This is a genomic window from Legionella jordanis, assembly GCF_900637635.1.
In the GTDB taxonomy this organism is placed as follows: Bacteria; Pseudomonadota; Gammaproteobacteria; order Legionellales; family Legionellaceae; genus Tatlockia; species Tatlockia jordanis.
Genome location: NZ_LR134383.1, coordinates 2495457 through 2514974, shown reverse-complemented (window position 1 = coordinate 2514974; position 19518 = coordinate 2495457). Strand labels below are relative to the sequence as shown.

Sequence of the window (19518 nt, the reverse complement as noted above, 5' to 3'; positions counted from 1 at the left end):
TAAGGAAATCAACTCGCCAAAGAGTATAGATGCCATAACAGGTAGATGGGTAATCTAGTTAGAGAAGATCATTGCGTAATCATCTTAAAATTATTGTCGTTGGGATCTTCCTCCATCATTTTTAACGTGTCAGCCGCTGACCTTTGCCAAGTTGAGGCTCGTTGCAAATAATGAATTTCTCCATGGGGGTCAAACTTTTTTTCTTCAGTGGCTTCTTCTATTGTGTAATCCTTATATAATTTTCGATTTTTTTTAAAGATGTCCCTTTCTGGGGTAGCGCACTTGGGTGTTCCTTCCCTTGGTTTTGGAATTGCTTGAAAAAAAGTGATTTTTTGACCATAGTCAATCTCATCAGAATATAAAGAACTCACTTCTTTGACCTTATAGCCATAAGCCAAGGATTCTTTGTTTTTTATGCTGCCATCAGGTCTAGGGCTTATATCAATGATCCTGGGATCCCAGGCATCCACTTCCCAATAGGAATAATCGATTTCATTCTCTAATTGAATCTTAATCTCTAAGTACACATGATCATGACTTTCAGATGCAACAATTCGTAGCTTTGCTAAAGCCGATCGGGCATCAATTCTTTGGCCAATTTCAACAATCAAGTGATCAGCCAATTCGTGGCAATTACCCAAGCCGGTGTGCTCGACCAAATCATGGCGAAACATGTAATCTTCATCTTTGGCCTTTAAGATGGGTTTTCGCACGTTTTTTTCAAAATAATGATTTTCCTTGATTTCCTTGTGGTATTTTTTATAACCACTCAGCTGATTTCGAATCACTACTTTTTTTCGGGTTTCTAGAATGGCTTCACTGCAGATCTGGACAAATTCGGCTCTTGTTAAACGCGACATGATAAAATAATGGGAAAAAATGATTGTTATTTTACCATTTTGGACATTAAGGAATTCTTAAAGATAAATGTTTTTCAAAAAGTTGTTTAATTTTCCAATTTCGAAGTCTAGGACCTAAACTGCAATCAAATCCAAAATTGCAGATGGCTTTTCCCGCCATAAACTAAGAACATAACCACCGCCTCCCGAGCCTGTGGGTTTTACAGCCATAGCTCCAGCATCTAACAGTTTCTGCATATGTTGCTGTAAATTTTCACTGATAAGCCCCCATTTTCTAAAGCAATGAGCCGCTTGATTGATTGCTTCAGCCAATTGGTTTATGGCTGTGCTATTCGTCTCCTTTAAAGCCAATTGTGCTTTTTCAACACTATCGTTCATTTCTACATCAATTAAGGCTGTGTTCTCAGGATTTAATAACCATAGATCCTGCACTTGTTTAATGCAGTGGGAAGTAATTCCAATCTGACCACAGGAGGAAAGAAACCAATGAGGTTGCCAACGTTGTTCGAGGGCCGTGATGTGACCATTTTGAAATTTTACTCCAGCTCCTGCTGAAACGCCTGCGATGTCGAGGCCGCTACTTTTTCCGTGGAATAAGTTTTCTAAATCTCTGGCAAAAGAAAAGAGGTTGTCTTGATGCAGCATGGATTGCGACATAAACCAGCGAGCAACGGCAACGCATAAGGCAGCCGAGGCACCCATACCCACGCCAATGGGAATATCATTGTATAAATGAAAATGCCCATGCAAATCACTTAAGGATCTACCTAGTAATTGCTGCCCTTGTTCCAATACACTCCAAAATAACATATGAATGTCAGAACTATTTTCCCCGTCATACTCAGCGCTTAGGCCAGCATTGCTTGCTCTATAGGACAAGGTTAGTGTCTTTCCGGGAATTGGAAAGACCAGCGCTGCATGTCCTCTTAAAACTGCATGTTCACCAGCCAAAATCCATTTTCCATGAGTAGTGGTTTGAAAATCAAAGGACATCATAATTACCAACTAAATAATCACGCTTAAACTGCAGAGCCATTTCAGTTTGCTCAGGCTTATACAGTAAATGAATATTGGGTCCAGCATCCATGGTAATGATTGGGCCGTCTCCTGTTCGCTCCCATAGATTCTGCAATACCTGTAAAGCTTCCTGGGTGGCTTCAGTCATGTAAGTAAATGGTTCAGCACAACTTTGAAACAATTGATGCATGTCCTGAAATTCTCGCCAACAAATGCGGTAAGCACTTACCCAATCTTTCATTTCCAAAGCCGTCATCAGGACTTTAAGATTTTCTGTGGCACGTTGGGCACGGGTAGGATAGTGACCACTGGTCTTCACTCGCTGATGGGCTTCTCTAGAGGAGACCTTTTTTTCGGCATGACTGATGACAATGACTTGATGCAGCAAATTATTATAGGGCAAATCCACTGCTTCTACTGTATTTTCATGCCAAAGTGCCCAAGGGGAAAAAAAGGAGCGACAAGAAGAGCCAGAACCTAATCGGCTTAATTGTGCCTGCTCCTCCACAGAGGGTAAGGGTTTTTGGGTTAGTTCACTTAAAGCCAGTACCGCGCACTTGGTTAGTGCAGCAAAACTGGATGCTGAACTGGCCAAACCGCTGCTATGGGGGAAATTATTTGAGGAACGAACCAAAAAAGCGCCAGTGTAGTTAAATTGATTTTTTATGAGTGCCAAATGTTGCAAAAAGCGGTTTTGTTCAGCAGCGGATAAATTGAAACTTGCCCCGCCTGGGATTTCCAAAGGCTCCCAGAAGTCTTTTTTTCCAGCAATTGATTCAAGTTGGACGCTGCTTAATAAATGATTTAAGGTATAAGATAATGAAGGATTAATGGGTAAATTACTGGCATCATCTTTTTTACCCATATACTTTATTAAGGCAATATTAGACGGTGCTTGAGAAAACCACTGCATAAAACCACTCCTTCTGTATCCATTAAAGTTGAAATTAATCCCAACTGCATTTTGCAGTCAATCACCATTGTTAATGCCCGGGAATGTCTCCCCACAAAATTTTGTGCAATTGCAATTGAAAGCGAACCGCTAATTTATCTTCAACGATCCAATCAGCAAGGGTGGTGGGGTTTAGTTGATTCCAGCTCGGTGAAAATAACACTTGTAGACGAGCCGTTAGATTATGTTCTTTAACAATCAAGCAGGCCCACTCGTAATCTTCACGGCTACATAGTACAAACTTGATTTGATCACTGGGTTTTAACCAATCCAAATTGCTAAACAAATTTTTTTGCTCTTCACCTGAGTCAGGTGTTTTTAAATCCATAACAATCATTACTCGGTTATCAACCTGACTGAGATCACGTGCTCCGCTGGTTTCTAAAGAAACTTTATAGCCTGCATCGCAAAGCTCGGTAAGAAGGTTAATGCAAGAAGGTTGGGCTAGGGGTTCCCCACCGGTTACGCAGACCTGTTCGCATTGGTAAGCAGACAATTGCTCCAGAATATCTGCAATTGACAGCATTTTTCCGCCGCTAAATGCATAGGCCGTATCGCAATAATGGCAGCGTAATGGGCAACCTGTTAAACGAATAAAAACCGTGGGGAGACCCACGGTTACCGACTCACCTTGTAAGGAATGAAAAATTTCGGTGATGCGTAAATGATTACTGCTTTGTTTCATGAAACGCCAAGACTCTCCAATTTAGTGGTTGCTAATTGCGCGGTAGGAGTGTCGGGATAATTCCTGAGTACTTCTTGTAAGCGTAGTCTAGCTTCTTCAACTTTGCCTGAAGCAGCCAAGGCATAGCCAATCTTTAAAGTACTTGCTGCCGCTTTGCTGGAAGATGGAAATTGTTTCAGGACAATTTCAAAATGATCAATGGCTTTGGGGTAGTTATTTTTAACCATGTACAACTCCCCAAGCCAATATTGAGCATTCGCCGTATAACCCCCTTTGGGGTATTGGCTAATAAAATGTTGCATGGCCGTCAAGGCTTCGTCAAAACGTTTATTTTTGACTAAGTCATAAGCAGCTAAATAACTGATTTGTTCATCGGCAGGATTTCCCCTTGTAACAGGATTGCTTGGGGCGACGATGATTTGTTGGGCTGGAGGTGCTAATTTTCCCTTTGTTTCCCCAGAAAGAGGGGGGGATTTGCTTTCTGTTGCTCCAAGGGATAGCTCTGTTGCAGCTTTAGGTTCTGGGCTCAGCTGGGCCGATTGCCCAGATTTGCTGCCACTGCCGCGCAGTCTGGCGTCCAAATCTTTATAAAATGATAATTGCTGTTGTTGTAAGGCTTTTAAATCATGAGCCTGTACTTCCAATTGTCCACGTAGCTCCTGAATTTCCTGCTGCATACCCTGGATTTTGTCCAATAATGCCGCATTGGGAGTAGTACTGTCGCGATTATCTTGCGCTAGTGCAATTTCTTCTTCGTTATTAATGTCATCTAATTGAGCTTTGGCAACAGGCTGCTCTGCGGCAGCCTGTTGTTCATCCAAAATCGCAAAATTTTCGCTATCATCAACTACAGGTGCTTCGGCAAAAACCTGAATGGGTAAAAAACAGGCAAAGCATAAGCATAGTAACAGTCGATGTGGCTTTATCATCTTGTTGCCTCATAAGTTAACTCAACACGACGATTTTGCATATGGGATGCTTCGTCATGTCCTAAATTAGCAGGACGTTCTTTACCATAACTTACAACGCGAATTTGATCACGGCCGACACCAGCCATTCTCATCAGTTCAGCTACAGTATTTGCACGACGCTCTCCTAAGGCGATGTTGTATTCACGGCTACCGCGTTCATCAGTATGACCGGCTAGCAATACACGTGCACCTGGATGCGTCTTTAAGTATTCAGACTGGGCGTTAAGAGAAGCAGTGTATTTGGGATTAAAAGAAGCATCGTCGTAGGAAAATAGGTAAAGCTGATTGTGAGGTGCTTGGGTTGTATAGGATTCACCAGGCTCCTGACCAGCAAAACGGCTAAATCCTCCAAGACCATGAGCAGAAGCTCCACCTGCACCACCCATGCCGTCAGCACTGCCAGGGGCTTTGGAACAGGATGCGAGCAGCACCACGCTGGCAGCAACTAGTCCAAATTTAAAAAACGATCTGGCTTTCATCCTTTTATTCTCCTTCTTATTCATTATTTCTAACAGTTAAAGCGCCACAATGGCGGCTCATTGTACAATTGTTTTAATGATTTCGCCATTGTCTTTAGAGATTTAAGATTCTCAGGCGGTTTCATGAATTTTTCTAACGTTGCGAATCACAAATTGAGTTAACTCCCCTGTAAATAGAGCAGTTGCGCGATTCGCTGCAACCACGCCTCCGTAGGGAGTGTCAGCCACACAAGGGATACGGTAACTGAAAATGCGCGAAGCTAAAACCTGATTGTCTTCCACACGGACTAAAACCACTTTGGCAGCGAACTCAACAGCACTGGGTTTTGTTAAAAAATTCTGCTGAAGTTCTAGCAGCTGCGTATCAATTCGGTATTCGGTGATTTCTGAACCAGGGCTTGAGGCAACCACATGAAAATAGCCACTTCGCTGCAAGCTTTGAACAATCAAGGGTAAAAGCATATCAGCTGGTTCATCTACCCAGGCACTGTGAACAAAAGGTTTAAGTTCAAACAACTTGTCTGTGTAAAGCATTTCTTCTCGCTGGTAACCAGCAACAGCATCTGGGGCATTAACAAAGATGGAATGAGATGAAGCCTTGGCCGTTAATTGCTTTTTGCTGAAGGAAGCCAGTTTAAATTGATCATTCACCAACGGTTTTACCGCACATCCAAGTAATACCAGACAGGCAGAACTGAGCAAAAGCCTACTAAATTTTTTCACATTACTCTCCTGGCCCAGGTTTGGGTGCTTTGGTACCTCGAATAAGAACAGAAGGATTTTGACGCATTTGAGCACTAATTTTTTCAAGATTACTGGCAACTACTTCCAGTCTTCGTAAGACGCTCACCGCGGGAGGTACCGCTTGTTGAGAAATCTTACTAATGGCCAGTTTTCCAGCTTGCATGGTTTCTGAGATGTTATCCCCTGCTTCGCTTAAGGAATTGGCCATGTGGTTAAATTTTTTGACTCCAGCCTTCAAGTCGGCAATAACCGCAGGAAATTCCTGACTGGCTTTGGCGGTGTTTTTCAAGAAAACATCGGCATTTTTCAAACTTTGATGAATGTATTGACTGTCTTTAGCAATTACACTCGTCACTTCCTCAAAATTGGCCAGGGTTTTTTTGATGTAGGTTGCATTTTCCTTATCAAATATTCGACTTACCTCCAGGCTCACTTTATTAACATTTTCAGAGACATCTTTAAGTACACTGTCGAGCTGATGGAACAAAGAGGGTTTTGAAGGGATGACCGGGTAGGCTTGATTGGGCAACTTTTGCAAGGGCGTCAAATCAGAAGAACTGGCAGAAAGACCCACATAGGTTACGCCAGTAATCCCTTGTGAAATTAAGGTGGCGCTGGTGCTGGTGGTGATTGGTGTTCCTTCTTCGATACTGAGGAGCAGTTTAACCTGTTGAGGATCCGTCTGGTTCAATTCAATGGCTTTTACAAAACCCACCTGAACGCCATTGAACTTAACGGCCGCTTCATTACTAAGACCAGATACTGCTTCATGCATATACACTTCGTATACATTGTATTTTTTTTGTTCAAAGCCAACGGAAAGCCATAACCCTGAAGCAATGAGACCTGCTATCAGAACCAGAACGATAATACCAACTACGGTGTAATTGACTTTCGCTTCCAAAGGTCATACCCCCATTTCAAAGAAATCAGTTTAAAGTTTACTGAAGTAATCAGCAATTAATGGATGTTTGTTTTTTTTCAATTGCTCAAAAGGACCAATGTCCAATATTTTACCTTCACCTACAAATGCAATTCTATCGGTTATGTGCTCTAACGATTGTAAATCGTGGCTGACCATGACAATCGTAAGATTCAAAGCATCTCGTAAAAAACGGATTAATTTATCAAATTCCCGTGCGCTTTTCGGATCTAAACCAGTCGTTGGCTCATCAAGAAATAACAACTCCGGATCCATAGCCAAGGCACGGGCAGCTGCAGCTCGTCTTTGCATGCCTCCACTTAACTCGGAAGGGTATTTGCCAGCTGCCTCTTTCGGCAAACCCACTAAGGCAATTTTAAGCATGGCCAACTGGTCCATGAATTTTTCAGGTAAAGTGCTGAATTCACGCATCGGAAAAGTAATATTTTCTCGCACATTCATGGCTGAGAACAAGGCACTGTGCTGGAACATCATTCCCCAGCGCCGGCGAAGTGCGTCTGCATCATGTGGAGAAAGTTTGTCAATTTCTTGGCCAAAAATTTTTATTATGCCAGCGGTTGGTTTTAAAAGCATTAGCAGGCTTCTTAAAATGGTGGTTTTCCCGCTGCCGCTCCCCCCAATAATCGCTAAAATTTCGCCTTTTTTGACGGATAGATTCACATCAGAATGAACCCATTGGCCTCCTAAATAATTTTTTAATCCTTTTATTTCGATAATTGGCTCGGTCATTTTACAAATTCAGCCAGCTGTAGATGATGGAATAAATGGCATCAGCCACTATGATTAAAAAAAGAGCTTGAACCACACTTTTTGTGGTCTGACTCCCTATATTGTCTGCTTCAACCCGAAACCCTTGATAGCAGCCAACTAATGAAACCAGAATGGCAAATGCTGGTGCTTTGTATAAACCTAACATGAGCTGATCAAGACCAACCGCATCTCGCAAACGCAACATAAAATCGGAATAGCTAACATTTAACATCCATTTCGACATAAACAAAGCCCCGAGAATGCTGAATACATCAGCCCAAAAAATCAGCAAGGGAAAGATCAACAGCAGAGCCAACACTTTCGGCAATACCAGCAGTTCAGTAGCTGATAAACCCATAGTATCAATTGCATCAATTTCTTCATTAATTTTCATACTGCCTATCTGTGCTGTGAACGCGGAGCTGGTGCGCCCAGCGACGATGATGGCAGTAATTAAAGGACCAAATTCGCGAAAAATGGCTAAACCTGATAAATAAGCAATAAAAATATTGGCGCCATAAGTTTGTAGTTGTAAGCCCATTTGATAGGCTAAAACAATACCAATCAAAAACGCCAGCAGACCCACAATTGGTAAAGCCTGAATGCCTGCTGAATAAATATTGGAGACAATACTGGCTAAGTGAAAACGACGCCAATAGCCAAATGCTTCAAATATTTTACTGCTTAAATCACCAAGCAGAATCACAAAGCCATCTAACTGTTGAAATTTGTTGATGGACTCTTCGCCGACCCTGGCGAAAAAATTCTTTTTGGCCGGAGGGGGGGGATCATAATTTAAAAATTGGCCACTTTTTTCCACCAGATTGACCAAAGCCATTTGTTCATCGGTAAATTGGATTAAGGAGACTTCTTTGCCTTTCTCCTTAAGGGCTTTCATGCAGTTTAATATGGTCAATGCACCCGCACTGTCCAGATAGCTTAAGCGTTCTCCACTAATGTTTAGTTTTTCAACTTCCGGAAACTGGGAAGCATAAAACTGCGTTAAAATGCCATCCAATTGTAAAACAGACCAGGAACCTTCGCACAGATAGCTGTTCTCTTCTTGATTAAAAATAAGTTGAGTCGAAGGGTTTGCCGTAGCCATGATTAAATCATTGAGAGAAATAGCCTAGCATAATACGAAACCTTTCTGTCAGCAAAACCTAAATCACTCATGGAACTTGCCAAACGGTAGATTCTTGTTATTCTGCTTGAATCCTATAGATTTTTTTTCTTAGTGCCATCAAGGGATTGTTGCAATGCAGATTATCCACAGGATAGGATTTTATCTTTGTTTTGGTCTTCTCCTGTCTTGTCGTATTGCTTTGCCGCCGCAAAAGCAGGTGGAACATTTAAAAGCACTGCCCAAAATGGGGCAGGAAATTCAAGCCCAGAAAAGAACAAAAACATTTAAAAAAGGCGTCTGGCCCAGCAGGTATTGGTGGCTTGCTTATGGTTCTTCTGAATTAAATGAGTTGATGCTGCAGTCATTGCTGAATAACCCTTCCATTCAGGAAGTAAAAAGCCGTCTTGAGGTTGCAAAACAAGAAGCACTCATAGAGCGTTCAAGACTCTATCCCTTGGTTTTTTTTGATTTTAGGGAAAATAAACAGTATCTAAGTAAAAACGGTTTGTATCGTGCTTTAAACCACAACATTCCTCTGGATGCGGATCTCATCGATCTGTCTTTGTCTTTCCGCTACGAATTTGATTTTTGGGGCAAGTACCGAAATTTGTTTTATGCAGCGATTGGTCGGGCAAAGGCTCAGCGGGCAGAGGTAGCTGAAATTCAATTGATTACCACCACCGCTTTAGCACAAGCGTATTTTGCCTATAAAGTGAATTTAATTAAAAAGCAGTTTTATCAGGAATTAGTTGGGGTTCGCAAAAATATTTTGGCCTTGCAAAATTCACTGGTCAAAAATGCTTTGGCGGATGATCTCCCTAGCTACAGCGCTGCTGAAAATCTGATAGAGGCTCAGCAATTGCTGGCGGGAATTGACAATGAAATCAGCCAAAACAGGCACTTGCTGAATATTCTTGCAGGTCGAAGCCCGGAAATGCCTTTATCACAGAGCAAAAAACTTCCGGGTCTTCCCAGACAATTAATTATACCGGGTAGCATTTCTTTGGACTTGCTGGCCCGAAGGCCAGATTTAATGGCGCAAATTTGGCGAGCCAAGGCCCTGGCTTATCAAACAGGGGCAGCAATGGCTGAATATTATCCTGATGTCAATCTGGTTGGTTTATTGGGGCTTGAAAGTACGGGTTGGAAGAAATTGCTTCGTGCGAGTAGTTTTACTGCAGCAATAAGACCGGCGGTGCATTTACCCATTTTCACGGCCGGAGCTATCCGTGCCAATATTCGCGCAACGAAAGCTGAATTTGATGAAGCCATTTTCGCATATAACTCGTTGCTGTTAAGCAGCACACAGGAAGTACTCGATGTTTTGCAATTTGCAAAAACAGTCTATGCACAAAAACAAGAGCAGGAAAGAATTCTTAAACTTGTATCGGATCGTTATCGCATTGTTCAACGAAGAGAACGCGATGGATTGGATAATGGCATGGCAGTGTATCGGGAACAGGAGGAGTTGATTCAAAGAAAATTGGTCAATCTTAATCTTCTTTATAACCAATACCTCGCCTCCGTTAAATTAACGAAAGCTTTGGGAGGAGGTTATTGCCAGGCTGACATTCCATTATTGAGACAATCATGAAGGAAAGACGAAATTATTACATTGTTGCCATTTTGATTTTAATTCTCCTTTTTTTCTTATTCATCTTTATTATCTGGCGCAATGAAATTTATACCAATGATGCTTATGTGCAAGGTAATCAGGTGTATATCAAACCTTTGCGCAGCGGTTTTGTAACCGGTATTTTTAGTGATGATACTTTCTTTGTCAGAAAAGGGCAGCTTTTAGTCAGTCTCGATGAAACGGATTCCTTAATCGCTCTAGATAGAGCCAAAGCCAACCTTTCTCAAATTGTTCGCGAAGTCTGCCAAGCCTTTCATGATGTCTTTCGTTTGCAAGCTGACATTGAAATTAGAAAGGCGCAGTTGCGAAAAGCCAAACAAAATTTTCAACATCGTGCTGGGGCTATTAAGGCAAAAGGGGTTTCTTTGGAAGATTACCAAAACGCTGCGGATGATTTGAGGGCGAGTGAGGCCGCTTTAAAAAGCACGACCAATGATTTTCAAAAAGTATTAGCTTTTGTGCAAGGCAGTTCAATTGTGAATCATCCGGCGGTGCAAAAGGCGTCTCAAGAGGTTCGTGACGCCTGGGTGCAGTTATACCGCTCTAAAATTTATGCTCCGGTCGATGGTTTAATTGCTCAAAGAACCATTCAGGTGGGAATGTCCGTAAATCCTACGGAGCCATTAATGTCCATTATTCCTTTAGATCAAATTTGGGTGAATGCCAATTTCAAAGAAACTCAGCTCAGGCATATGCGAATCGGTCAATCCGTTCTAATCCGTTCCGATTTATATGGGGATGCAATTTATTACCAGGGGAAAATCGTTGGTTTACCAGGCGGTGCTGGAAACGCTTTCTCCTTATTGCCTCCTGAAAATTTGACAGGAAATTGGATTAAAATTGTTCAGAGACTGCCGGTTCGAGTGGCTCTAAACCCTGAGCAATTAAAAAAATACCCTCTTCGCATTGGTTTGTCCCTTGAGGTGTGGGCTAATTTTTCTGATCAAAGCGGTCCATTAATACCCACGACCAATCAAGGACCTGTTTATCAAACAGACATTTATAAAAAGGAAGAATTGGGAGACAAGGAATTAATTAAACACATTATTTTAGCGAATCTTGATCCCTCGTTAAATCAGTACGCTTATCAAGCTTTGACCATTAAAAATAAGGAACAAGAGGTTTAAATGAGCTTTTTTGTACTGATGTTTGCTCTGGCTGCGGTGATATTTAATTTAACTTTGCCCATCATGGCAGGCGTTTACATTGTGAGTGATTTGGGTGGGAGTAGTTTTTTAAGCGCCTATGGTGTGTGCTTTTTTTGCCTTGGCAATGCGATAACCGTGCCCCTGGGCAAGCCCACGATGATGCCTTTGAAGCCCATTCAAATGTTGCTCTCTTGTCTCGTTCTCATGGCTTTGATTTCCTGGGAGTGTGCCACAGCAACTGATTATTTGAATTTCATTTTCTTTCGGTTTCTCGAGGGTTTGGCTTCAGGACCTTTGTACTTGCTGATTTCGGTCACTTTATTTCCCCGCGTTATTTCGCCTGAACGACAATCACGATTGCTGCCCTATTTGTTCATTGTTTTTTCGTTTACTCCTGTTCTAGGTGCAAGTTGGGGGGGGTGGATTGCCTACAGTTACCATTGGCGATTCCTGTTTTTTAGCAACATCCCCATCTGCGTATTCTTAATTGCTTATGCACTCATGGAATTTGACGATGAGGAGCAAAACGCTCCCATCGCTTTCGATGGATTGGGCTATGCCTGGTATGCAATGATGATTTTTTGTCTTGGTACGGCTTTAATTACTGGACAAGAACTGGATTGGTTCCGTTCTAATTTGATTGGTTTTCTATTTATTGCAGGAACTCTTTGCACAGTGCTTTTTGTCGTTGAAAGTTTAAATTCCCCGAGTCCCGTTATGGATTTGCGCATGTTTGGCAATTTTTATTTTAGTTTTGCCATGATTAATATTGCAATTCTGTTTATGATTTATTTTGGCATGGTTATACTTTTGGCTTTATGGCTTAAGCTTTATGTCAATTATACCCCTAACTGGATTGCTTTAATCATTGGAACAATGGCTTTCGGTGCCTGGATACCTGTCTTGTTACATCATAAGCCGATGGACCCGCGCATACCTCTAGCGATAGCCTTGTTGTTTTTTTGCATCTCCAGCTTCTATACGATGACATTTAATGTGGAAATTAACTTTAACCGCATTGCTTTTTCAAGAATTCTTGCAGGTTTTGGCCTGGCCTTATTCTTACCCCCACTGTTTCGTATTTCAGTGCAAAATTTTTCAGGAAAATACTCCGTTGAAGCCATTAATACGTTTCACATTATCCGTTTGGTTAGCAGTGGAATTGGGGCGGCTTTATTTATCATTTTATGGCAGCGCCGACAGGTATTTTATTATGAGCGTCTAGGCAGTAAATTAACGGTATTTTCCCAGTCCACACAAACTTTTTTTAAACAGGCAGGCCAGATAAACCTTTATGGAGAAAAAGCGCTAGCACAATTGAATGTGTATCTTACAAGGCAGGCAACGGCTTTGGCGCTGGATGATTGTTTTTACTTAATGGGTTGGATTAGTCTTGGTTTATTGCTGATGCTTGCACTAAGCATTTACCCTCTGAAACGCCGGTTTGAGCTGCCATTTCGCAGCAAAGATGCGGCAAATGCTTGAATTTGATGACCACCAATAAACGTCCTAGTTCAACCATTTAATTTGTGATAAAATAACCAGCATTTTTTTCTGGTTGCAATAAAGGGCATGCAAGACAACTACAGCCAATTTGAAAGACGAAAACAGGATCACATAGAACTAGCTCTAAGAGACAGTAATCAGGCCAGTGAGTTAAATGTTTTGGATCAATTTTCCCTTTGTCATGAAGCCTTACCCGATCTTGATTTTTCCGATATTGTAATTGCCAGTAACCGCTTTGGCCGAGCGGTTGAAAAACCTTTTTTTGTAAGCTCAATGACTGCAGGGCATCGCGATGCTGTAAACATCAATCACAATTTAATGGAAGCTTGCGCTGCAAGCCGATGGGCTATGGGGGTTGGTTCACAAAGACGAGAATTAACTGACCCGCAGGCGGCTCATGAATGGAGTCTCTTAAGAAGAAATTTCCCCAAGTTAAATTTATTCAGTAATTTGGGTATTGCCCAATTGATTCATAGCCCAATAGAGCAAATCCAGCGCTTGACAGATGCTTTGGAGGCTGAGGCTTTAATTATTCATTGCAACCCCCTGCAAGAAGCTCTTCAACCCGAAGGCACTCCCCAATTTAAAGGCTGTTGGCAAGCTTTGTCTGATTTAACCGCCCGATTGGCCATCCCGGTAGTGATTAAGGAAACCGGTTGTGGTTTTTCAACAACGACCTTACAGCGCTTAAATGATCTCGGCATTGCCGCTGTTGATGTGAGTGGTTTAGGTGGGACACATTGGGGAAGAATAGAAGGGCAACGTGCTGCTGAGGGCAGTGTGCAGCAAAAAGCGGCGATCAGCTTTAGAAACTGGGGAATTGATACAGTGCAAAGTGTTAAAAACGCCGTTTCGATTGCTCCAAAATTTGAAATTTGGGGTTCGGGGGGCGTGCGTCATGGGCTTGATGCTGCCAAATTATTTGCCTTGGGCGTGAGTTCGGTGGGTTTTGCCAAGCCCATGCTCAATGCCGCCCTCGAACAAGCCAATGCCGTTTTTGAACTGATGATGACCATCGAATATGAATTAAAGGTTGCTATGTTTTGCACAGGTAGCCGCGTACTCAGTGAATTGAAGGAGAAGGCATGCCGTTAAGCCATCAAGCCAATCATTTATTCCAGGGGTTTTCTAAATTGGCACCCGAGGAAAGATTTCAGCGTTTAATTGAGCTTGGCGCCCTGACGGCGGAAGACATTTCTTACTTAAAAAATGGCGGCGTAAAAGAAACTGCCCTGGCCGATAAGTTAATTGAAAATGTAATAGGGTATTTTCAACTGCCTTTAGGGGTAGCCACTAATTTTTGCATTGATGGGCAAGACTATATCATTCCTCTAGCCGTTGAAGAAACTTCAATTATTGCTGCTTTGTCCAAAACGGCAAAATGGATAAGACAACAAGGTGAAATTAGCACCTGGGTAAATGGTGATTGCATCTTAGGGCAAATTCAGCTTGCCAAGGTGAGTGATTTTGCTCGTTTTTCAACCCTGTTCAGTGAGAACAAACGCTTTTTACTGGAGAAGGCAAACGAGGAAGTAGCGGCTAATATGGTTAAACGAGGCGGTGGTGTGATGAATTTGCAATTGCGCCATATTCCTCGCCAGGATGGTAGTGATATGGCGGTTATCCATGTGTATATGAATACTTGTGATGCCATGGGTGCCAACATCATCAATCAGGTTCTTGAATTTTTAAAAACACCCATTGAAAATTTAACGGGTGAAAAAGTAAGTATGTGCATCTTATCGAATCTGAATGATGAGAAACTGACTACAGCCAGAGTTGTGATTCGTGATGTCGAAGCTGAATTGGGTGAGCGTCTAGAAGAAGCGTCCCTGTTTGCCGAGATTGATCCCTATCGTGCTGCTACTCATAACAAGGGAGTTATGAACGGTATTGACCCTGTATTAATTGCCACTGGAAATGATTGGCGTGCTGTTGAAGCTGGTGTTCACGCTTACGCCAGCAAATCAGGGCATTATCAGGCCATTACGCGCTGGCGCTACCACAGCGGTGTATTAACAGGAGAATTAACAGCGCCAATCATTGTAGGCACTGTGGGGGGAGTTACAGCGCTTCATCCTACTGCCAAGTTATGCTTGCGTATGATGGGGGTTGAATCAGCGAATCATCTGTCTCGTATTTTAGCCGCAGTAGGACTGGTGCAAAATTTAGGGGCCCTTAAAGCTTTGTGCACAGAAGGAATTATTCAGGGACATATGAAGCTTCACATTGATAATTTGCTCCTTGTAGCAGGGGCCTCAGAGAGCGAAATGCCTGTACTTAAAGAACGCTTGCAAAGATGGTTAAGTATTAATAAGCGCGTGAGTCTTAATAATGCTTGTGAATTACTCAGCGAAATCAGACAGGCGCATACTGCATCATGAAATGGCGTATTCCAGCAAAAACTTTTCTATTGGGAGAGTATGCGGCAATTGCAGGCGGTTCTGCCATTGTATTAACAACGACTCCTTATTTTGAACTGTCAGTCAGCGATGATAATGTCTTACATGGTATCCATCCCAATTCGCCAGCTGGCCAATGGTGGCTTCATCATCGCCTCTCAGGCCAAGGTTTGCTTTGGCAGGATCCTTACCATGGAAAAGGAGGCCTAGGCGCTTCCAGTGCCCAGTTTATCGGAACTTATCTGGCCATCTGTCATCGCTTGAAAATGACAGCGGATCCGCAGAGTTTGTTAGCCGCCTATTATGAAACCTCCTGGAGTGGAGAAGGTTTAAAACCCAGCGGTTATGATGTACTTGCCCAAACACAAAATCGTTGCGTTTACATCAATCGTCAAAAAGACATTATGCACTCTTATGACTGGCTGTTCAGTGATATAAAATTTTTATTGTTGCACAGCGGTCAAAAATTAGAAACGCATTATCATTTACAACGGCTTTCCTTAACCACACCAATGAATTCTTTATCGGACATCAGTGAGCAAGGGCGTGAAGCTTTTGAGAAAGGCGATAGCAAAGCTTTGGTGGAGGCAGTAAACTATTATCAACAAGAATTAATTGCCTTAAACCTCGTCGCACCACATAGCCTTAAATACATTCGTGCTTTCAGAGAGCAATCGGATGTTTTAGCCGCCAAAGGTTGTGGAGCTTTAGGCGCTGATGTCATTTTGCTGATCGTTTCCAATGATGCATTTGCCACCAAAGTTCAGGATTTAACCCATGAGGGCTGGGATATTTTGGCCACTAGCGATTCTTTATACAAAGGAAGAGCATTATTGAAAAATAAAACCCATAAAACACTTGAAATTTTACCCTAATCGGGTATGATTCCAGCCTCTTTAGGGCCGTTAGCTCAGTCGGTAGAGCAGGAGGCTTTTAACCTCTGTGTCATAGGTTCGAATCCTATACGGCCCACCATTTTTAGTTTTTGTTTTACTATGGAATCGCGAGATTCTAAAATTATAACCTGTAAGGGCCGTTAGCTCAGTCGGTAGAGCAGGAGGCTTTTAACCTCTGTGTCATAGGTTCGAATCCTATACGGCCCACCATTCTGGCAAATGCAGTCTTAGTCCAGACAAAGCAGTGCGGTAAAGAAATACCCGTAATCCTCTTGCGCTCGTAGCTCAGCTGGATAGAGTACTTGGCTTCGAACCAAGGTGTCGGGGGTTCGAGTCCCTCCGAGCGCGCCATTTAATCGCTTTAAAATCAAATAGTTAGCTCTTCATTTTTAAATTAACCTACTGCCCTAATTTCACACTGTGGGGATTTTGTGGGGATAGTGTGGGATCCACCTTGTTTTACTCTCAAAATAGTAAGCTCTTTACTTTCTCGTCGGCTTTGAATAATTAAATTTGCAGCCTCCAATAAATTGCTCAACTCAGCCTGAGAATAATGAGTAGTAATTCTGCCAGAACGATGCCCCAACAGATCCTGTCTATCCTCATAACTTACACCAGCTGCTCGAAGTCTTCTTCCAAAAGTGTGTTTTAAATCATGAACTCTCAGATCACTAAGATTTGCTTTTTTACGCGCATTTCGCCAAGCAGTGTTGTTCATGCGTGTAATTGGCTTTCCATTGTAAGAAAACACAAACTCAGAATGAATACCTCTAACCTCCTCAATAACTGCTTTAGCTTCATCATTAAGGATAACCAGCCGATCTTCCCCATTTTTTACCAACTGTCTTAATTCACCATCCCTATTAATATGGCTAGGGATAATGAAAACGCTCGTATTTAAACTTGGAACACGTTTTTCCCATTCCCAACGTAATTGACATACTTCTTGCTCTCGGCATCCAGTATTAACTTTAAAACGTGCCATTTGATTTAAATGAACTGGCAACGCTTCTAAGAACCTTGATTGCTCTGACCAAGATAAAGGAAATGGTGCTCGTGCATCTTTAACTGGCAATAATTTAATCTTAGGAGCAACCAGAAGCCACGTTAAACTATTCTCATCAATCCACTCAGTTGCTGCAACGTTTAAAATATGCCGAACTAACTCCAGTGTATTATTAATTGATTTCGTTTTAAGTTTCGCTTCCTGTTTTGCTTTTATAAATGATTGCAATGTTCCTATATGCACTTGCTCCAAGGTCAAATCACCAATAAACGGGCAAATAGACTTTAGGAGTATTGCATCGGTATCAATGCTGGCCTTATGTTGATTTTCATTTAAAAATCGCACCGCAGCTTCTTTAAAACTGCGTTTTGGCCTTACTCCATAAATCGTTGCCTGTCTAATCTCTTCGATCCGCCTGGCTAAGTATTGCTCCGCTTCCTGGAGCGACTTTGAGCCAGTGCTTTCTCGAATGCGATGTCCAAGGACTTGCTTTTCGATATGCCAAACTTGGCCTCTTTTAAATAGTCCTGTTGTTTGTTTACGTCCCATGGCTTTGTACTCCTTTGCTCTTTGCCGCCTGGACGCCCACTACACTGCTTATATTGATCTACCCAAGCATCCAGGTCAAGTCGATCAAACGCTACGCCTTGTTTGCCTATAGGAATTTCTATAAGATTAGGTCTTACGAAAGTATTAAAGCGATTTCTGTCCATGCCAATATACTTGGGGACATCTTTCAAACGAATAAGTCGAGGTAGTAAAGCGATAGTAGACATATTAAAAACCAAAAAACACGATTTGTTTTTTTATTTAAACATATCGTGTTTTTTGGTTCAATTGTTTTTCTTTAATTTTTTGAAAAATAATTTATTTGGAATACCTACTATTCATCATTGTCCCACTGTAATGCAAACTCGTGTAACTTATTTTGCAATACAGCTTTACTAATTAATTTGGTTTCATACTCTGCAATTAACGTTGGAGAAGCATGTCTATTCATCGCATATTGAACAACCTCCTCATCCTTCGTTTTGCAAATTAATATACCAATCGTTGGATTTTCATGTGTTTTTTTTATGTTTTTATCCAATACTTCTAAATAAAATTGTAATTGCCCTAAATGCGAAGGACTAAATTCTGTGCACTTTAATTCTATTGCAATCATACAGTTAAGCGCTCGATGAAAAAGCAATAAATCCACACGAAAATCTTTCATTCCTACTTGCAAAGGGTATTCCTCTCCAATCAAACTAAAATCTGGGCCAAGTTCAAGTAGAAATTTTTTTAAGTTTGCGACCAAGGCTCGTCTTAAATCTTTTTCTTTGTGATCATCAGGTAAACTTAAAAACTCAAAAACATAACTGTCTTTAAACCTCCCCTTGCTATCAGGTAATTCTGTCAGCACTGCTGACAGTTTTTGATCGGCAAGCACCGTTCTTTCAAATGTTCCGACGTTTATTAACCTTGAAAAATCGCGTTCAGAGTAATGATGTTTGGCGGCTAAACGCAGATAAAACTCTTTTTCTTCAATAGACTTTGTTTTAGACAAAATGTGCAAATGATTTGTCCACGTAATTTCTGTCAGCACTGCCGACAGTTCTGTATTCTCATGATAAGTCTCGTAAAATTGCTTCATTCTCCATATATTACGCGCTGAAAACCCCTTAATTGTTGGTAGCTCTATTGATATATAGTCCGCTAGCTCTTCTACAATACCCTTGCCCCAACCATCATGTGTTATCTTATTAGATACATACTGTCCGATAGACCAATACAACTGAATAAGAGTTTTATTGACTTGTTGCCAAACTCTGGATTTAGCTTCAGTAATCATTTGATGCACTTTAGCAAAATCTGACTGATTATTTCCTTTTAATTCTTTGGCCACTTATAAAATTCCTAAAAATTATTAAATTGATATAGTTAACACGTCGGTTGGATGAGAGAACAAACTACCCTCACAAACCACTTTTGCACCATGTTTTTCATATAATCGATTTAAACTAGGCTTTAGCGTATCTAGCAAAATCAAATCCGAACCTACCGCTGTGGCTAATCGTTTTGCTTCTTCAATAATCTGTTTACCAAACCCTAGTCCTCGATAATTTTTATCTACATAGACATACATTAGTTCACGTGCACTTAACCCACGTGGGTTAGGAAATTCATGTTCTAATAGAGCAAACATTGCTACAGGCTGTCCTGCATAAGTACCAATATAGACATCATGGCTCAGCGTATGCATTACGCCTTCACGATATTCAACCCCCTTATTTCGTATATATCCCCATTCAGCCTCAGCCCATTTGGCTGCAAGGGGGATATATTCCATACAATCACTTAATCGTGTAAAAGTAAGTCTGTGCTTTGCTAAAGCGGCACTAAACAATAACATTA

The 19518-nt window shown here is 41.6% G+C and carries 19 protein-coding genes and 3 tRNA genes; 9 read left to right on the top strand and 13 right to left on the bottom strand.

Going from position 1 to position 19518, the window contains the following annotated elements:
* Positions 1 to 68 precede the first annotated feature (68 nt).
* The 10 genes from EL203_RS11325 to EL203_RS11280 all read right to left on the bottom strand — a co-directional run bounded on the left by EL203_RS11325 (position 69) and on the right by EL203_RS11280 (position 8506).
* Positions 69 to 860 (bottom strand): hypothetical protein, encoded by a 792-nt coding sequence (locus tag EL203_RS11325; RefSeq protein ID WP_058471234.1) that lies wholly within the window; start codon positions 858 to 860, stop codon positions 69 to 71.
* 114 nt (positions 861 to 974) lie between these two features.
* Positions 975 to 1853 (bottom strand): mevalonate kinase family protein, encoded by an 879-nt coding sequence (locus EL203_RS11320; protein ID WP_058471233.1) that lies wholly within the window; start codon positions 1851 to 1853, stop codon positions 975 to 977.
* The gene (locus EL203_RS11315) at positions 1843 to 2790 is read right to left on the bottom strand and encodes a diphosphomevalonate/mevalonate 3,5-bisphosphate decarboxylase family protein (protein WP_058471232.1); all 948 of its coding nucleotides are present in this window, start codon (positions 2788 to 2790) and stop codon (positions 1843 to 1845) included. The genes EL203_RS11320 and EL203_RS11315 overlap by 11 nt, the downstream gene beginning before the upstream one ends.
* Before the next feature lie 70 nt (positions 2791 to 2860).
* Complete coding sequence (gene queE / locus EL203_RS11310) at positions 2861 to 3514, bottom strand: 7-carboxy-7-deazaguanine synthase QueE (RefSeq protein WP_058471231.1); 654 nt, start codon at positions 3512 to 3514, stop codon at positions 2861 to 2863.
* The gene (ybgF, locus tag EL203_RS11305; RefSeq protein ID WP_058471230.1) at positions 3511 to 4443 is read right to left on the bottom strand and encodes a tol-pal system protein YbgF; all 933 of its coding nucleotides are present in this window, start codon (positions 4441 to 4443) and stop codon (positions 3511 to 3513) included. The genes queE and ybgF overlap by 4 nt, the downstream gene beginning before the upstream one ends.
* The gene (gene pal, locus EL203_RS11300; protein WP_058471229.1) at positions 4440 to 4964 is read right to left on the bottom strand and encodes a peptidoglycan-associated lipoprotein Pal; all 525 of its coding nucleotides are present in this window, start codon (positions 4962 to 4964) and stop codon (positions 4440 to 4442) included. The genes ybgF and pal overlap by 4 nt, the downstream gene beginning before the upstream one ends.
* A 111-nt stretch (positions 4965 to 5075) precedes the next feature.
* Positions 5076 to 5687, bottom strand: coding sequence for an ABC-type transport auxiliary lipoprotein family protein (locus EL203_RS11295; RefSeq protein ID WP_064108380.1), 612 nt, complete (start codon positions 5685 to 5687; stop codon positions 5076 to 5078).
* A 1-nt stretch (position 5688) separates the two neighbouring features.
* Complete coding sequence (locus EL203_RS11290; RefSeq protein ID WP_058471228.1) at positions 5689 to 6612, bottom strand: MlaD family protein; 924 nt, start codon at positions 6610 to 6612, stop codon at positions 5689 to 5691.
* 30 nt (positions 6613 to 6642) lie between these two features.
* Positions 6643 to 7380, bottom strand: a complete 738-nt coding sequence (locus EL203_RS11285; protein ID WP_058471227.1) for an ABC transporter ATP-binding protein — start codon at positions 7378 to 7380, stop codon at positions 6643 to 6645.
* Position 7381: 1 nt separating this feature from the next.
* Positions 7382 to 8506, bottom strand: coding sequence for an MlaE family ABC transporter permease (locus EL203_RS11280; protein WP_058471226.1), 1125 nt, complete (start codon positions 8504 to 8506; stop codon positions 7382 to 7384).
* Positions 8507 to 8660: 154 nt separating this feature from the next.
* On the opposite strand from EL203_RS11280, the gene EL203_RS11275 reads away from it, so the two are divergent.
* From EL203_RS11275 to EL203_RS11235, 9 genes are all read left to right on the top strand, one after another.
* Positions 8661 to 10121, top strand: a complete 1461-nt coding sequence (locus EL203_RS11275; RefSeq protein ID WP_058471225.1) for an efflux transporter outer membrane subunit — start codon at positions 8661 to 8663, stop codon at positions 10119 to 10121.
* The gene (locus tag EL203_RS11270) at positions 10118 to 11290 is read left to right on the top strand and encodes an HlyD family secretion protein (protein ID WP_058471224.1); all 1173 of its coding nucleotides are present in this window, start codon (positions 10118 to 10120) and stop codon (positions 11288 to 11290) included. The genes EL203_RS11275 and EL203_RS11270 overlap by 4 nt, the downstream gene beginning before the upstream one ends.
* Positions 11291 to 12796: an MFS transporter gene (locus EL203_RS11265; RefSeq protein WP_058471223.1), complete on the top strand. Its 1506-nt coding sequence runs from the start codon at positions 11291 to 11293 to the stop codon at positions 12794 to 12796. It abuts the gene before it with no gap.
* An 87-nt stretch (positions 12797 to 12883) separates the two neighbouring features.
* Positions 12884 to 13912 (top strand): type 2 isopentenyl-diphosphate Delta-isomerase, encoded by a 1029-nt coding sequence (fni, locus tag EL203_RS11260; RefSeq protein WP_058471222.1) that lies wholly within the window; start codon positions 12884 to 12886, stop codon positions 13910 to 13912.
* A complete protein-coding gene (locus tag EL203_RS11255) occupies positions 13903 to 15201 on the top strand; it encodes a hydroxymethylglutaryl-CoA reductase, degradative (RefSeq protein WP_058471221.1) in 1299 nt (432 codons plus the stop codon). Before fni ends, EL203_RS11255 begins: the two co-directional genes overlap by 10 nt.
* Positions 15198 to 16094, top strand: a complete 897-nt coding sequence (locus EL203_RS11250) for a mevalonate kinase family protein (protein WP_058471220.1) — start codon at positions 15198 to 15200, stop codon at positions 16092 to 16094. Before EL203_RS11255 ends, EL203_RS11250 begins: the two co-directional genes overlap by 4 nt.
* Before the next feature lie 24 nt (positions 16095 to 16118).
* Positions 16119 to 16194, top strand: a tRNA-Lys gene (locus EL203_RS11245).
* 55 nt (positions 16195 to 16249) lie between these two features.
* Positions 16250 to 16325: transfer RNA gene (locus tag EL203_RS11240), tRNA-Lys, on the top strand.
* 64 nt (positions 16326 to 16389) lie between these two features.
* Positions 16390 to 16466 (top strand) — tRNA-Arg (locus EL203_RS11235).
* Between the two features lie 43 nt (positions 16467 to 16509).
* Here the strand turns inward: EL203_RS11235 and EL203_RS11230 are convergent.
* The 3 genes from EL203_RS11230 to EL203_RS11215 form a co-directional block, all read right to left on the bottom strand.
* On the bottom strand, positions 16510 to 17670 hold the full coding sequence (locus EL203_RS11230) for a tyrosine-type recombinase/integrase (RefSeq protein ID WP_058471219.1): 1161 nt from the start codon (positions 17668 to 17670) through the stop codon (positions 16510 to 16512).
* 334 nt (positions 17671 to 18004) lie between these two features.
* The gene (locus EL203_RS11220; RefSeq protein WP_082647168.1) at positions 18005 to 19009 is read right to left on the bottom strand and encodes a PDDEXK nuclease domain-containing protein; all 1005 of its coding nucleotides are present in this window, start codon (positions 19007 to 19009) and stop codon (positions 18005 to 18007) included.
* A gap of 21 nt (positions 19010 to 19030) precedes the next feature.
* Positions 19031 to 19516, bottom strand: coding sequence for a GNAT family N-acetyltransferase (locus tag EL203_RS11215; protein ID WP_058471218.1), 486 nt, complete (start codon positions 19514 to 19516; stop codon positions 19031 to 19033).
* Positions 19517 to 19518 lie beyond the last annotated feature (2 nt).

Excerpts from the sequence above, each read along its gene's own strand:
- EL203_RS11325 (WP_058471234.1), bottom strand. The coding sequence starts at position 860 with ATGTCGCGTTTAACAAGAGCCGAATTTGTCCAGATCTGCAGTGAAGCC.
- EL203_RS11320 (WP_058471233.1), bottom strand. The coding sequence starts at position 1,853 with ATGTCCTTTGATTTTCAAACCACTACTCATGGAAAATGGATTTTGGCT.
- EL203_RS11315 (WP_058471232.1), bottom strand. The coding sequence starts at position 2,790 with ATGCAGTGGTTTTCTCAAGCACCGTCTAATATTGCCTTAATAAAGTAT.
- queE (WP_058471231.1), bottom strand. The coding sequence starts at position 3,514 with ATGAAACAAAGCAGTAATCATTTACGCATCACCGAAATTTTTCATTCC.
- ybgF (WP_058471230.1), bottom strand. The coding sequence starts at position 4,443 with ATGATAAAGCCACATCGACTGTTACTATGCTTATGCTTTGCCTGTTTT.
- pal (WP_058471229.1), bottom strand. The coding sequence starts at position 4,964 with ATGAAAGCCAGATCGTTTTTTAAATTTGGACTAGTTGCTGCCAGCGTG.
- EL203_RS11285 (WP_058471227.1), bottom strand. The coding sequence starts at position 7,380 with ATGACCGAGCCAATTATCGAAATAAAAGGATTAAAAAATTATTTAGGA.
- EL203_RS11280 (WP_058471226.1), bottom strand. The coding sequence starts at position 8,506 with ATGGCTACGGCAAACCCTTCGACTCAACTTATTTTTAATCAAGAAGAG.
- EL203_RS11275 (WP_058471225.1), top strand. The coding sequence starts at position 8,661 with ATGCAGATTATCCACAGGATAGGATTTTATCTTTGTTTTGGTCTTCTC.
- EL203_RS11270 (WP_058471224.1), top strand. The coding sequence starts at position 10,118 with ATGAAGGAAAGACGAAATTATTACATTGTTGCCATTTTGATTTTAATT.
- EL203_RS11265 (WP_058471223.1), top strand. The coding sequence starts at position 11,291 with ATGAGCTTTTTTGTACTGATGTTTGCTCTGGCTGCGGTGATATTTAAT.
- fni (WP_058471222.1), top strand. The coding sequence starts at position 12,884 with ATGCAAGACAACTACAGCCAATTTGAAAGACGAAAACAGGATCACATA.
- EL203_RS11255 (WP_058471221.1), top strand. The coding sequence starts at position 13,903 with ATGCCGTTAAGCCATCAAGCCAATCATTTATTCCAGGGGTTTTCTAAA.
- EL203_RS11250 (WP_058471220.1), top strand. The coding sequence starts at position 15,198 with ATGAAATGGCGTATTCCAGCAAAAACTTTTCTATTGGGAGAGTATGCG.
- EL203_RS11230 (WP_058471219.1), bottom strand. The coding sequence starts at position 17,670 with ATGGGACGTAAACAAACAACAGGACTATTTAAAAGAGGCCAAGTTTGG.
- EL203_RS11215 (WP_058471218.1), bottom strand. The coding sequence starts at position 19,516 with ATGTTATTGTTTAGTGCCGCTTTAGCAAAGCACAGACTTACTTTTACA.